The sequence below is a fragment of the Vibrio sp. 2134-1 genome (assembly GCF_033339495.1).
In genome coordinates this window covers 1-673 of the sequence record NZ_JAWOUS010000477.1, presented here as the reverse complement: position 1 = coordinate 673, position 673 = coordinate 1, and the positions used below count along the sequence as shown (strand labels likewise).

The 673-nt window shown below is 45.9% G+C and carries 1 protein-coding gene; it reads right to left on the bottom strand.

The genetic code is table 11. The features are described 5' to 3' along the window. Nucleotides 1-673: EAL domain-containing protein (locus R7R78_RS26720; protein WP_225474684.1), on the bottom strand; the 673-nt coding region annotated here is incomplete at its 5' end.

Genomic DNA, 673 nt, shown 5'->3' with positions numbered 1-673 from the left:
TTAGGAAGAATAGGCGTATTGGCCACCAATTTGACGCTGATTAAACAAACTTTGTTCGAATTCGTTACAAGGCATCGGTTTTCCGTACAAAAAGCCTTGTCCGATATCGCATCCTTCGCCAATCAAAAACTGCTCTTGTTGTGGCGATTCAATTCCTTCAATGACCACTTGCAGCTCAAGTTTTTTCGCAATATGGATGATGGAACAAATGATTGCGCGGTCATCGTCGGATTTTTCCATTTGCTGAACAAAACTCTTGTCGATTTTGATGGCATCAAAAGGGTACTTCTTCAAATAACTGAAAGAGGCGTAACCCGTACCAAAATCATCAATGGCTCTGCCAATGCCCATATCACGCAACTTCGTCATGTTTTCCAGAGTCGTTGGTGCGCTATCAATAATGCGCGACTCGGTGATCTCTAACGTGAGGTTTTTTGCAGGCAGCTTGGTGACATCCAGCACTCGTGTCACGGTGTCGACAAATGCCGGGCAGGAGAGCTGATTGACCGAAATGTTCACGTGCAATTGGAAGTCTGACGGCCACTGTTTGTTCTCGATGGCTTTGTATGTGTCTCGGCACGCTTGCAGCAAGATTTGTTGGCCAATGGCTTTGATCATGCCGCTTTCCTCCGCGATTGGGATGAAATCTAATGGTGAGATCATACCGCTTTCG